This window comes from Variovorax sp. PAMC26660 (genome assembly GCF_014302995.1).
Taxonomy (GTDB): Bacteria; Pseudomonadota; Gammaproteobacteria; order Burkholderiales; family Burkholderiaceae_C; genus Variovorax.
The window spans coordinates 5,787,287-5,799,158 of sequence record NZ_CP060295.1 but is presented as its reverse complement, the minus strand read 5'-3'; the positions used below and the strand labels follow the sequence as shown (position 1 = coordinate 5,799,158).

Below are 11,872 nucleotides of genomic sequence, written 5' to 3'. Positions count from 1 at the left end.
TGCAGCAAGACCATCGAGGAAGTATTCTTGTGTTGAATGATCTCTACCCAAGCCAGGTGAAATTGCCAGAAGGATGCTCTTATATCGATGAACTCTTTGATGAGTGTGTTGAAATCACTTCTATTACCAAAAAATCAAACGTCGAAGAATTTCAGGTTGGCGCGAAGATTAAGTTATACGAATACCCTATTTTAATTGCTGAAGGGATTATTTTTTCTGTTGATAGGGTGATTGATATTGAATGAATAAATCTAAAACTCATGGGGGAGTCTGGAGCTTGGCGGTCGCATCGATGCTCTGCCCCCGATGACGACCTACGCCCCTCGGGCGCCCTCCCCCTAAGCCCCCATCGGTGCTCCCAGCACACCCCTAGCGACTGGCAAGGATGTGCGCTTTGTGGTCGTGCGAAAACTGACTACGTGGATGGTTCCGCTAGCGCTTCATGCACGGCGCCCTTTCACGAGCCCAACAAGGCCGCCCATGAAAGGCACCAGTCAGATATACACGAGGGTCCCGCCGATGGCCTTTTCGTTGCTCCAGGGGGAGCCGATGAGGTCATAACCGATGTAGAGCATCAGCAGGGAAACGAGGACCGCCAGGGTCGAAATGATCTTCATCGGCATTGCCCTGCTCAATTCTCAACGTCCTGGCCGGTGGCCGAGTTGCTCCGGAGCTTTGTCGTAAGTCAGTTGCCAGCCGAACGCCGTGAAGACCCCGGCCTGCTTACCTTCTGCTTGATGATGGGGCCACCAAGAGGCATCTGGACTGCGGGCAATGAACACTTCGTTGTGCGTGGTCTTGAGGTAGAAGGACCCGCCAGTGTTCAAGACTACTTCGCGATGGTCGAGGGCAAATTGCAGCAGCATGTTTTCGGTGATGTAAGCCGCGCCGAAGTGGGCGGATAGCCCGACTGTGCCCATAGCCAAAGAAGATTACAAACTACTATTAGAGAGTATCTCGCTATGTTGAATATCAACGATCCGGGAGAATTGAGCTAAAGTGACCTTTCGTTGTGACACCAACGTGTATCACTTGAGGTCTCTAGCCCGGCATTAAGTTGTTGATTTAATTGGGCTTTTATTGCCGCATGACAGCGGTAAGGCTCGTCAACCTCTTCCGCAGCCTCGTTTCATTCCAATGCGAAATGAAACGAGGTTTGCAAAAACTCTCAGCGACAAAAAATCATCCGCCGGCACGAGGCCTTCACAGGCCCAGCCGCTGGATTGCGCCGCGCGCAGCCGCCGCGCCGCTCGCCATCGAGGCTGTCAGCAGATAGCCGCCGGTCGGCGCTTCCCAGTCCAGCATCTCCCCTGCCGTGAACACGCCGGGCAACGCGTTGGCCATGAGCTGTGCGTCAAGCGCATCGAAACGCACGCCGCCCGCAGTGCTGATCGCCTCATCGATGGACCGTGCTGCAACCAGTCGCAACGGCACCGCCTTGATCGTTGCCGCCAGTTGCGCGGGGTCTTGCATCGCCTCGCGGCTCAACACCTCGTGCAGTACGCCGGCCTTGATGCCTTCAAGCCCAAGCCGACTCTTGAGGTGGCTGCTCAGGGAGCGCGCGCCGCGCGGGTGCCTCACCGCTGCCAGCACTTGTTCCGCGCTGCGATCAGGCAACAGGTCCAGCAACAGCGTCGCGCTGCCCTGAGTGGAGATCTCATCGCGCAACAGCGCCGACGCTGCATAGATCAGGCTGCCCTCGATGCCCGTGGCAGTCGCCACGAACTCACCCTTGCGCGCAAACCGGCGCCCCTGGCTGTCGGTGAACGAAATGGCGACCGACTTGAAGGGCTGGCCTGCGAAGCGACTGGAGAAATGCTCGCTCCAGCCGCTGCCGTCGAAACCGCAATTGGCCGGCAACAACGGAGCGACATCCACGCCTTGCGCCTGCAGCCACGGCGCCCATGCGCCATCCGAACCCAGTCGCGCCCAGCTTGCACCGCCCAGCGCCAGCACCACCGCGTCGGCCTTCGCCGTGATCTCGCCGGCTGGCGTCGCGAAACGCAGGGCGGCGGTGTCGAACGGCCCGTCACCCAGCCAGCGATGGCGCATATGGAACCGCACGCCTGCCGCGCGCAGCCGCTGCAGCCACGCACGCAGCAAAGGTGCGGCCTTCATGTCCGTCGGAAACACCCGGCCTGACGTGCCGACAAAAGTCTCGATGCCCAGGCCGCCGGCCCATTCACGCACCTGCTGCGGCCCGAACTGCGCGAGCAGCGGTTCGAGCTGCGCGCGGTGCTCGCCGAAGCGGCTCATGAACACATCGAAGGGCTCCGAATGCGTGAGGTTCAGTCCGCCACGCCCAGCGAGCAAAAACTTGCGGCCCACCGAGGGCATCGCGTCATACACATGCACTTGCGCGCCGGACGCACTGAGGACTTCGGCCGCCATCAGGCCAGCAGGTCCGCCACCGATCACGGCGACGACAGGAGAAACGGTCATTCGAGATTTACCAGTTCGCCCTGCCCGGTGAGGAACGCGACGCGGACCGTGGCACCAGGGTAGGCATGTTGCACTGCTGCGCGATAGCGCTGCATCTGTGCGATCAGCGCCGCGTCCCGTTCAGGGCGCGCGGCAGATTTGTAGTCGAGGATCCACCAGGCACCGCTGGCGCGCTCGCGCACCAGGCGGTCGATGCGCAAGGTCTCTCCTTCATGGACCAGCGTGACTTCATTGCCATGCCAGTCGACCCTGCGATCGTCCCACACCCAGGCACCGGCACCTGCGCGGATGCGTTCAGCCAGTGTCGCGGTGCCGCGTGCCTGCTGGGCATCGAGCATGAATTCACGCGCCGCGGCGCGCACGTGGGCCGGCGGCAGCGGCTCGCCCGGCACGGCCCATTCGAGCAGCCGGTGCATGGCCTGGCCGAAGGCCGCGGCGCGCGCATCGACCGTGGCATCCGCAGCCTTCTTGGTGGACGGCTGCTCTGCGGCGGACTCGGGCAGCACGGGCATCCGCTTCATCGAGAAGCTCGCGACACCTGTCTCAACGGGCAACGCGACCAGCGGCTCGTCAGCCTCGGTGGGCTCGCACAACGGCTCCAGCCGCGCCCACCAACTGCCTTCGTTGGCGCGTGCCGGCCGTACCGACGACAGCACCAGCCGCTCGCGCGCCCGCGTGGTCGCAACGTACAGGCCGTTGAGTTCTTCGCGATGGCGCGCGCGCTGCTCTTCTTCGAGCAACGAGGCCGCGCAGGCGGGCGGCGCCTTCTCGCTCGCAAGAAACACGAAGCGCGTCGGCGCGCTGTCGCTGCCCTTCCATTCGACCAGCACGCCCATGGTCTGCGCACGCGGCGGCGCGGCATCGCAATCGAGCATCAGGACAGTGTCGGCCTCCAGCCCCTTCGCACCGTGCACGGTCAGCAACTGCACCGCATCGGGCGCGGCGACGGACGGCGCACGCACGCCGCCGGCGCGCAGGGCACGCACCAGCGCGTAAGGCGTGGCGAAGCGCGCGCCCTCGATATCGAGCGACGCGGACAGCAGGCCGCGCAGATTGGCCAGTGCGCCCTGGCGCATGGCGGCGGGCACTGCGGCGCCGAACTTCGCAAGCACATCGCCGTCGTGAAAGATCGCATCGAGCGCATCGTGAGGAGGCAGCGACATCAACCAGCGCTGCCATTTCTTGAGCTTGACGCCCGCATCGACCAACACCGGCGGCAGGCCCTCGCCCTTCTGGATCAAGCCGAACCAGCTTGCCGAAGGGTGTTCGCGCTGGCGCAATGCCAGTTGCACCAATGCTTCGTCATCGACACCGAACAGCGGCGACTTGAGCGCCTGTGCCAGCGACAGGTCGTGCGCGGGCGAAACCAGCGCATCGATCAGCGCGACCACGTCCTGCACTTCCGGCGCATCGTGCAGCTCGTTCTTCTCGGGCTGCTGCACGGGAATGTGGCGCTGCCGCAGTTCGTCCTGCATGGCGGACAGGCGACTGCGCCGACGCGCCAGCACCATGATCTGTCGCGGTGGCGTGCCGTCGGCGATGCGTTGCGCGACCCAGCGCGCGGCCTGCTCGCACTCCTTCTGCAGCAGTTGCTCCTCGGGCAGCACGCGCGGCGTGACGAGGCTGTCGCGCCAGTGCAGCATGCCGTCATCGGCAGGCGCCGCTTCGGCAGCCGAACCGAGTGCATCGCGGTCGATGGCCGGCAGCTTGAGCAATTCACCGTCGTCGCCGCGCTCGGTGGTGTGGGCGCGGTAGCCGTCGAACTCGCCGGCGTCCTGTGCAGCCAGCATCGCCTGATTGACCAGCCCGATGACTGCGCGCGTATTGCGGTGGGTGTGATCGCAGTTGAGCAATTCCCCGTCGAGCCCTTCGCGCACGAATTTCTTGGCGGCGATAAAGACCTGTGGCTCGGCGCGACGGAAGCGGTAGATGCTCTGTTTCGGGTCGCCCACGATGAAGACGCGCGGCGCACGGCCTTGTGCACCGGTGTATGCGCTGAGCCAGCCGTAGAGCGCCTGCCATTGCAGCGGGTTGGTGTCCTGGAATTCATCGATCAGCAGATGTGCGACGCGTGCATCGAGCCGTTCCTGCACCCAGCCCGACAGGGCCGATTGGCCCAGCAGCAACTGCGCGGCCTGTTCGACGTCATTCATGTCGACCCAGCCGTGCGCACGCTTCACCTCGGCGAAGGCAGCGATCAGGATGCGCGTGAGTCGCGCCATGCGCTGCTGAAAAAGCCATGCCGCATGTTGGGCCTGCGCGGCACTGTGTTCGATGGCGTGGCCCTGCGCAATACGCACCTGCTCCAGGCCGGCAAGCTTTTCGCTGAATTTGCGTGCCTCACCCTTTTGCGTCAGCAACGCATCGAGCACGCCCTGCGCATGGCGGGCGCCGATGGCCTGCTCCAGCTCGCTGCCCTTGGCCGAGAAGGTGGGCGCGCTGGCACGGCCCAATGCCTGCGCGGCAGCCCACAGCGCATCGCAGATGGCCGGCGTGTCGAACAGAACCTGGGCCGGATCGGTCGCATCGGCATAGGACGGGAACAAGGCGCCGACGGGCTGCACTCCGCTGTCGACGACGTCATTGGCATCGGCGAGCGAGAACTCGACACGCTTGGACAGCGCCTCGCCCAACGCCTTGGCCGTCTGCGAACGGCCGTGCGTGGCGACGACGGCGTAGTAGTCGGCCAGCGCGTTCTTGTCGGCCGTGACCGCCTCGAAGAACGGACGCCAGGTGTGGCCTCGTGCCTCGGCGTCGTCTTCGAGAAGTTCGTAGTTGGACGGCAGGCCCAGTTCACGCAGCACCGCCAGCGGCGCGTTGCGCAGCAGGCCGGCAAACCACGCGTGGAAAGTTCGGAACTGCACCGGTCGGCCGCCTTCGAGCAGGCGCCTGTAGAGGCCCTTCAGGCGCGGCACCGCAGCGAGCGCGGCGACGGGATCGACACCGCGCATCACGAGCTGCTTCACCAGTTCTTCGGGGGGCAGTTCGGCGAATTGCTCCAGCCACTGATCGAGCCGCTCGCGCATCTCGCCGGCAGCCTTCTTGGTGAAGGTGATCGCCAGGATCTCGTGCGGCTCGCAGGCCGATTCGCCCTCTTCGAGCAACGCACGCAGGATGCGCGACACCAGCATCCAGGTCTTGCCTGCGCCTGCACAGGCCTCGACCGCGACCGATCGGCGCGGGTCGCAGGCGACGGTGTAGAAGGCCTCGCGCGTGACGTGCTGGCCGTTGTGTTCGTAGGCTGCGCCGTTCATTTCGTATTGCCTCCAACCGCCGGGCCGCCCCAAGGGGGAGGCGCCTCCCCCTCGGGGGGTGGCGAAGCACACGCAGTGGCAAGCCGGGGGGCCTCATCGCTCCAGAAGTCTTTTCTGCAGAGGCCGCGTGCGGCGCAGTAGTCGCAGACCGCGCCCTCCCCCAGCGGCGGCAGCGCCGCGCCCTGCGCGATGCGGGTGAAGTCGCTGATGATGCCGGCCACCAGCGCGTCCCTTGCTTCCACCACCGCGGGTTGCTCGACAGTCTGCGTGCCGGAGGACTTCTCGCCCACGTTCACATACGCTGCGCGCAAGGTGTCGTCGGCCACCAAGGCCGCGTAGAACGCGAGCTGCGTGTCCTCGGTCGGATCCTTCACGCGCTCCTTGGAAACAGTGGCGGATTCGGTCTTGTAGTCGATCACGAAGGCCTGACCGTCGGCGGCGCGATCGATGCGGTCGAGCCGGCCGATCAGCCTCAGGTCGCCCAGCGGCTGCTCTTTCCAGGGCTCGGCCTCGACGAAGACGGCTCCAGTCGCCTCGTGCCCGACGAGCCAGGCCAGATAGCCGTCGCGCACCGCCGGCCAGGCGGCGGCGAATGGCAAGAACTCGGCATCCGACAGGCCGAGTTCTTGTGTCGCACGCTGGGTAGCGGCTTCGATGAGTGCTGCGCGCTCCTGCGCGTCCTGCGTCGGGGTTTCGAGCAGCGCCTCGTGGAAATGGCCCAGCACGGCGTGCAGCCAGTTGCCGAAGTCGCGCTTGTCGATTTCGGCATCGAGCTCGTCGGCGCTGCGCAGCCCCAGTTGCCGCAATGCGAAGAAGCGATAGGGGCAACGGCGCAGGTCCTCGTACACGCTGGTCGAGATGTTCTGCAGCGGCAGCAGCGCGCCCGAAGGCGTTGGGTACGCGGTGGGCTGCACGAGAACCTCGCGCGGCGTGCGCGGATCGGCAGCGGGCTGCAAGGCGTGGTCGAGGTGCAGCGCCTGCACCAGTGGGCTGGGGCGCACCGGCTCGCCGGTGGCATCGGACTGGCGCCACAGAAGCTCGCATGAAGGGTTGTGCAGCGCCGCGGCCCAGGCCGCGCGCTGCGCGGCTTCGAGCACGTCGCGCGAAGGCAGGCCCAGTTCGGCACGCTGGGCCGCGCTCCAGTTGCCGGGTGGCTCGGGCGACGCGGGCAGGCGTCGGTCGTCACAACCGGGAATGACCACCGCGCCGAATGCACGGCCCAGCAGTTGATATAGCGGCAAGACCACGACCTTCGGTGCCTGGTCGCCGGCGGGCGGCACGAAGCTGGCGTCTTCGAGCACATCGCGCACCCAGGCGGTGAACTCGGCGAGCGTGTGCCGGCCGCCGGGGAAATCGTCGTCATCGCCGTGGGCGTCTGCATCGAGCCACAGTGCACCGATCACCTTGCCACCGGCGAGGTCGTCGGCGAGGGGCTCCCATTGCTCGCCAGCCTCCAGCAGCTCGCGCAGGGCACGCAGCCATTCGGCCAGGGGCCGCGAGCGGATCATGGGGGCGCGGCGCGCCTCGATGGCGTCGGTGAAGGGCCGCAGCGTCGCGTCCTTCATTTCCCCGGTGCGCGCCACCAGAGCGCACCAGGCCGACCAGTCACGCAGGCCCTCGCGTCGAAGGCGTATTTCCAGCGACTGAACTGCCAGCGCGTCGCCACTGGCGCCGCTCTTGAGCCATTCAAGCACCTGGTCGCTGCCTGCGTCGTGGGCGCAGGCGCGCAGCGCGCTCATCAGCGCGGCGGCGGCGCGCGTGGTCGAGAGCTTCCAGCCGGTTTCGTCGTGCGTGACGATGCCCTGCGCCTTCAACTGGGCACTGATGCGGCGCGTGAGCGCACGGTCGGTAGCGACCAGCGCGACCGGTGCGCGGTCTTCGGCGAGATGGCGCAGCACACAGGCCGCGGCGAGTTCGGCTTCGTCTTCGGGGTCGAGGGCAACGTGCGACGCGGCGGGCTCCGCCAATGCGTTGGCAGGCACCAGCGAGAGATGGAGGGCACGGTCGCCCCACAAGGTGCAGAGCGACTGCGTCAGCGGATCGGTCTGGAAACCCTCGAGCACGATCAGCGCATCAACCTGATCGCGCGTGGACTCGCGCATCAGCACATCGGTGGCAAAGCCCGAGTTCGCGGCCCAGGCGACGGCAATGCGGATCAGCGCGCTTTCGGTGCGAAACCACTCGGACTCGCTGCCGGCCTCGGCCACTTGCGAAGCGCTCTGCGCCCATTCGGCACTGCGCTCTTCCGGCGATACGGCCGCCGCGAGCGGTGCAAGCTGATAGGCCAGTTCGACCACGCGGCCGGCCAAAGCGAAGCGTTCGGCACTGAAGCCGGCTTGCGACAACAGCGCCTGTGCCGTGACCAGATCGCGCGCCATGTCGTGCGCGATGTCGTAGCCGGTCGGCACGAAGCCGCCCGCGCTGCGCGCCCAGTTGTGCGTGGTCTCGAAGCGCGGCACGAAGCCGGGACTGCCGCAACGGGCCCACATGCTGCGCGCAACACCCATCAATTGCGCATAGGGCACGAGCACGACGGTGCGCGCGGCGTGCAGTTGGCGCTCTGCGAGCGCGCGGACGATTCGCGCGACGACGCCATCGGCGGGATCGCACCACAGGGCCTGTACAGGGTGGCCTTCGTTCATGTTCTATCGAGGGGTTGGAGAGCGCTGGGAGGTGACTCGCAAAGGGCTTTGGCTATCGGTGCCATAGCGTCTGCGCATGGCGCGCCACCCCTTGGTTTCTGTCACAATGACCTGCACTTTAGCTGCACCGAAACTCTCTGCGCACAAGGACCCATCACATGGCCAGCGAACTCATCAAACACATCTCCGATTCCTCCTTCGAGGCCGACGTGCTCAAGTCCTCCCAGCCCGTGCTGGTCGACTACTGGGCTGAATGGTGCGGCCCCTGCAAGATGATCGCCCCGATCCTCGACGAAGTGTCGGCCACCTACGAAGGCAAGCTGCAGATCGCCAAGCTGAATGTCGACGAAAACCGCGACATCCCCGCCAAGTTCGGCATTCGTGGCATCCCCACGCTGATGCTGTTCAAGGACGGTCAACTGGCCGCCACCAAGGTCGGCGCAATGAGCAAGGCGCAACTCACGGCCTTCATCGACCAGCAACTCGCTTAAAGGCATTTCACCCGGCCAATGCGCAATGCGTTGGCCGGAGCGTTTTTCCTGTCATAATCTCCCACAGATCACCGGCCCTTTCAGGCAACCGGTTCGAGTTCCCCGGTTAGTGCAGCAGTTCTCGCTACACATTTAACCTCCCCCCGTTTTCCGATCGATTACCCCGCGAGGGGTCATTCCATGCACTTAAACGAACTCAAGGCACTCCACGTGTCTGAAGTCCTCAAGCAGGCTGAAGCGCTTGAGATCGAAAACGTCGGCCGCATGCGCAAGCAGGAGCTGATGTTCGCGATCATCAAGAAGCGCGCAAAGGCCGGCGAACAGGTCTTCGCCGACGGTGTGCTCGAAATCCTGCCCGACGGCTTCGGCTTTCTGCGCAGCCCCGACACCAGCTTCACCGCAAGCACCGACGACATCTACATCTCGCCCAGCCAGGTGCGGCGTTTCAACCTGCACACCGGCGACATGATCGAAGGTGAAGTGCGCACGCCCAAGGACGGCGAACGCTACTTCGCGCTGACGAAGCTGGACAAGGTCAACGACGGCCCGCCCGAGCAGAACAAGCACAAGGTGATGTTCGAGAATCTGACGCCGCTGTTCCCCAAGGAACAGATGAAGCTTGAACGCGATGGCGTCAAGGGCGAAGAGAACATCACCGGCCGCATCATCGACATCATCGCCCCCATCGGCAAAGGCCAGCGCGCCCTGCTCGTGGCGCCGCCCAAGAGCGGCAAGACGGTGATGATGCAGCACATCGCCCACGCGATCAGTGCCAACTACCCCGACGTCCACATGATGGTGCTGCTCGTTGACGAGCGCCCTGAAGAAGTGACCGAAATGCAGCGCACGGTGAAGGGCGAAGTCATTGCTTCGACCTTCGACGAGCCCGCAGCGCGCCACGTGCACGTCGCCGAAATGGTGATCGAGCGCGCCAAGCGCCTGGTCGAACTCAAGAAGGACGTGGTGATCCTGCTGGACTCGATCACCCGCCTTGCCCGCGCCTACAACAACGTCGTGCCCTCGTCGGGCAAGGTGCTGACCGGCGGCGTCGATTCCAACGCGCTGCAGCGCCCCAAGCGCTTCCTGGGCGCCGCGCGCAACGTGGAAGAAGGCGGCTCGCTGACCATCATCGGCACCGCGCTGATCGACACCGGCAGCCGCATGGACGAAGTGATCTTCGAAGAGTTCAAGGGCACCGGCAACTCCGAAATCCACCTGGACCGCCGCCTGTACGAAAAGCGCGTGTTCCCGTCGATCCAGCTCAACCGCAGTGGCACACGCCGCGAAGAGTTGCTGCTGGCACCCGAGATCCTGCAAAAGACCCGCATCCTGCGTCAGCTCATGTACAACATGGACGAGATCGAGTCGATGGAGCTGATGCTCAAGAACATGAAGGCGACCAAGACCAATGTCGAGTTCTTCGACATGATGCGTCGCGGCGGCTGAGTACCACGCTCTGTCGCGAAAGCGCGTTGCCCTTCACGGGGCAACGCGCTTTTTTCATGGGCGCGATGTATTGATCGCGCGGCCCTCGAGAGCGCTCTGGCGACCGACGTCGAGCAGTTCCATCAACGCGACGGCCTGCTCGGGCGGCACGGGATTGGGGCCGTTGCCAAGAATGGCGTCGCGCACGGCGGCGTAGTAGTCGACATAGTTGCCCGGCCGGGTCGGCAAGGCGCGGCGCTGCGGTGCGCCGTTGCTGTCGCACACAGTGATTTCGCCATCGAGCGGATCGGCGCCCCACCCTGCCGCCGGCGGCCGCTGGCCCTCGCGCAACGCATCTTCTTGCGTGTCGACCCCATGCTTGACGTAGCTGCCGCGCGTGCCGTGCACGATGTAGCGCGGCGCCGCATGGGACGCCAGCGTGGTGGCGTGCAAAACCACGCGCAGCGGTGCATGAGGCCCGCTTTCATAGCGCAGCACGGCATGGAAATAGTCCTCGACCAGCGCGCCATCGCGCAGCGCGGCGGTGTCGAGCTGCAGCGTGTCGGGTCGACCAAAGAGCTGCACCGCCTGATCGACCAGATGGGAGCCAAGGTCCACCCACAGGCCCGATCCAGGCACAGCCTGCTCGCGCCAGCGCTCGCGCACTTCGGGCCGGAAACGGTCGAAATGCGATTCCAGATACACAGGGCGGCCCAGCTCGCCGCTCGCCAGCACGTCCTTGAGCGTCAGGAAATCGGCGTCGAAGCGCCGGTTCTGGTAGACCGCCAGCACACGATTGTTGCGTTTAGCCAACAACTCAAGTTCCCTGGCTTCGGCCACATCGAGCGTGAAAGGCTTGTCCACCACCACGTGCTTGCCCGCCTCCAGGGCCGCTTTCGCGACCGGATGATGCTGGGCATTGGGCGTGGCGACCACGACCAGGTCGATATCCGCTCGCGCCAGCAGCGCCGAGACGTCGGGCACCACTGCAACACCCGGCCAGTCCGCGTGGACCTTGTTCGGCTGCGAGCTCGCCACGGCCGCCAGTTCGAGCCCGGGCACGGCCGAAAGCACCGGCGCATGGAAGGTCTGACCGGCAAAACCGTAGCCGACGAGGCCGGCACGCAAGGGTGTGGGGGTCATGGGTGAGCTCGGTTTTCTCGAAAATGGGTCAGTATGCGATAATCGAGGGCTCCGCGAAAAGTGCGGCTGGGCAGCGTCGCCCGGCTTCCTTCAGGACGGCGCGCCAGATTGCTGGCACACCGGTGGCTCTCGCATCGACCGCGCATTGATTCCAACAGCGCAAAAGGAAAGACCATGGCAAAAGAAGGCATCCACCCCAATTACCGCGAAATCCTGTTCGTCGACATGTCGAACGGCTTCAAGTTCGTAACCCGTTCGTGCGCGAACACCAAGGAAATGGGCAAGACCGACGACGGTCGCGAGCTGCCCCTGTTCAAGCTCGACACCACGAGCGAATCGCACCCGTTCTACACCGGCACGCAAAAGTCGGTTGACAACATGGGCGGTCGCGTCGAGAAGTTCCGCAACCGCTTCGGCAAGACCACCGGCGCCGCCTCCAAGTAAGGCACGCGCTTTTGCGTCCAGGGCAGCCCGG

At 64.9% G+C, this 11,872-nt stretch carries 10 protein-coding genes; 4 read left to right on the top strand and 6 right to left on the bottom strand.

Annotated elements, in window-relative coordinates:
- Nucleotides 1-32: 32 nt before the first annotated feature.
- The gene (locus H7F35_RS27365; RefSeq protein WP_187109668.1) at nt 33-245 is read left to right on the top strand and encodes a hypothetical protein; all 213 of its coding nucleotides are present in this window, start codon (nt 33-35) and stop codon (nt 243-245) included.
- A gap of 249 nt (nt 246-494) precedes the next feature.
- On the opposite strand, the gene H7F35_RS34895 is transcribed toward H7F35_RS27365, so the two are convergent.
- The 5 genes from H7F35_RS34895 to H7F35_RS27345 all read right to left on the bottom strand — a co-directional run bounded on the left by H7F35_RS34895 (nt 495) and on the right by H7F35_RS27345 (nt 8,338).
- Nucleotides 495-623, bottom strand: a complete 129-nt coding sequence (locus tag H7F35_RS34895) for a hypothetical protein (RefSeq protein WP_261803373.1) — start codon at nt 621-623, stop codon at nt 495-497.
- A 15-nt stretch (nt 624-638) separates the two neighbouring features.
- Nucleotides 639-866, bottom strand: a complete 228-nt coding sequence (locus tag H7F35_RS27360; protein ID WP_187109667.1) for a hypothetical protein — start codon at nt 864-866, stop codon at nt 639-641.
- 337 nt (nt 867-1,203) lie between these two features.
- Nucleotides 1,204-2,442 (bottom strand): TIGR03862 family flavoprotein, encoded by a 1,239-nt coding sequence (locus H7F35_RS27355; RefSeq protein WP_187109666.1) that lies wholly within the window; start codon nt 2,440-2,442, stop codon nt 1,204-1,206.
- Nucleotides 2,439-5,696 carry a UvrD-helicase domain-containing protein gene (locus H7F35_RS27350; protein ID WP_187109665.1) on the bottom strand — a complete coding sequence of 1,086 codons (3,258 nt, stop codon included), beginning with the start codon at nt 5,694-5,696 and terminating at the stop codon, nt 2,439-2,441. The genes H7F35_RS27355 and H7F35_RS27350 overlap by 4 nt, the downstream gene beginning before the upstream one ends.
- Nucleotides 5,693-8,338, bottom strand: coding sequence for a PD-(D/E)XK nuclease family protein (locus tag H7F35_RS27345; protein ID WP_187109664.1), 2,646 nt, complete (start codon nt 8,336-8,338; stop codon nt 5,693-5,695). The genes H7F35_RS27350 and H7F35_RS27345 overlap by 4 nt, the downstream gene beginning before the upstream one ends.
- A gap of 158 nt (nt 8,339-8,496) precedes the next feature.
- On the opposite strand from H7F35_RS27345, the gene trxA reads away from it, so the two are divergent.
- Together trxA and rho are read left to right on the top strand one after the other, a co-directional pair.
- Complete coding sequence (gene trxA / locus H7F35_RS27340; protein WP_042578306.1) at nt 8,497-8,829, top strand: thioredoxin TrxA; 333 nt, start codon at nt 8,497-8,499, stop codon at nt 8,827-8,829.
- A gap of 180 nt (nt 8,830-9,009) precedes the next feature.
- Nucleotides 9,010-10,275: a transcription termination factor Rho gene (rho, locus tag H7F35_RS27335; RefSeq protein WP_013540932.1), complete on the top strand. Its 1,266-nt coding sequence runs from the start codon at nt 9,010-9,012 to the stop codon at nt 10,273-10,275.
- A gap of 54 nt (nt 10,276-10,329) precedes the next feature.
- On the opposite strand, the gene H7F35_RS27330 is transcribed toward rho, so the two are convergent.
- Nucleotides 10,330-11,397: an oxidoreductase gene (locus tag H7F35_RS27330; protein ID WP_187109663.1), complete on the bottom strand. Its 1,068-nt coding sequence runs from the start codon at nt 11,395-11,397 to the stop codon at nt 10,330-10,332.
- 174 nt (nt 11,398-11,571) lie between these two features.
- Between H7F35_RS27330 and H7F35_RS27325 the strand changes: the two genes are divergently transcribed.
- Nucleotides 11,572-11,841, top strand: a complete 270-nt coding sequence (locus H7F35_RS27325; RefSeq protein WP_007836661.1) for a type B 50S ribosomal protein L31 — start codon at nt 11,572-11,574, stop codon at nt 11,839-11,841.
- Nucleotides 11,842-11,872 lie beyond the last annotated feature (31 nt).

Excerpts from the sequence above, each read along its gene's own strand:
- rho (WP_013540932.1), top strand. The coding sequence starts at position 9,010 with ATGCACTTAAACGAACTCAAGGCACTCCACGTGTCTGAAGTCCTCAAG.
- H7F35_RS27325 (WP_007836661.1), top strand. The coding sequence starts at position 11,572 with ATGGCAAAAGAAGGCATCCACCCCAATTACCGCGAAATCCTGTTCGTC.
- trxA (WP_042578306.1), top strand. The coding sequence starts at position 8,497 with ATGGCCAGCGAACTCATCAAACACATCTCCGATTCCTCCTTCGAGGCC.
- H7F35_RS27330 (WP_187109663.1), bottom strand. The coding sequence starts at position 11,397 with ATGACCCCCACACCCTTGCGTGCCGGCCTCGTCGGCTACGGTTTTGCC.
- H7F35_RS27355 (WP_187109666.1), bottom strand. The coding sequence starts at position 2,442 with ATGACCGTTTCTCCTGTCGTCGCCGTGATCGGTGGCGGACCTGCTGGC.
- H7F35_RS27360 (WP_187109667.1), bottom strand. The coding sequence starts at position 866 with ATGCTGCTGCAATTTGCCCTCGACCATCGCGAAGTAGTCTTGAACACT.
- H7F35_RS34895 (WP_261803373.1), bottom strand. The coding sequence starts at position 623 with ATGCCGATGAAGATCATTTCGACCCTGGCGGTCCTCGTTTCCCTGCTG.
- H7F35_RS27350 (WP_187109665.1), bottom strand. The coding sequence starts at position 5,696 with ATGAACGGCGCAGCCTACGAACACAACGGCCAGCACGTCACGCGCGAG.
- H7F35_RS27345 (WP_187109664.1), bottom strand. The coding sequence starts at position 8,338 with ATGAACGAAGGCCACCCTGTACAGGCCCTGTGGTGCGATCCCGCCGAT.